Here is a 235-nt window from a genome sequence, read left to right as displayed (position 1 = left end):
TCCGGCAGGCCGCGATGCGACCGGCCGCCCTGGCCGGCATACTCGCCCTCGGAGTTCTCGCGCACGATCACCCAGTCGAGGTCGCCTTCAGCCACCCCGCGCAGCGGGCTGGTGATGCCGGGCAGGATCCGGGTCGGCCGCACGTTGGCGAACTGGTCGAGCGGCTGGCAGATGGCGAGACGCAGGCCCCAGAGCGTCAGGTGGTCGGGCAGGTCAGGGGCACCCACGGCACCGA

General features: G+C 72.8%; 1 protein-coding gene. It reads right to left on the bottom strand.

Annotated features, from left to right (window positions below):
- On the bottom strand, positions 1 to 235 hold a 235-nt coding region (locus EQG76_RS11995; RefSeq protein WP_235031331.1), incomplete at both ends, for an isocitrate/isopropylmalate family dehydrogenase.

The organism is Geminicoccus flavidas (assembly GCF_009806515.1).
Lineage (GTDB): Bacteria > Pseudomonadota > Alphaproteobacteria > Geminicoccales > Geminicoccaceae > Geminicoccus > Geminicoccus flavidus.
This window is presented reverse-complemented; position numbering and strand designations above follow the sequence as displayed.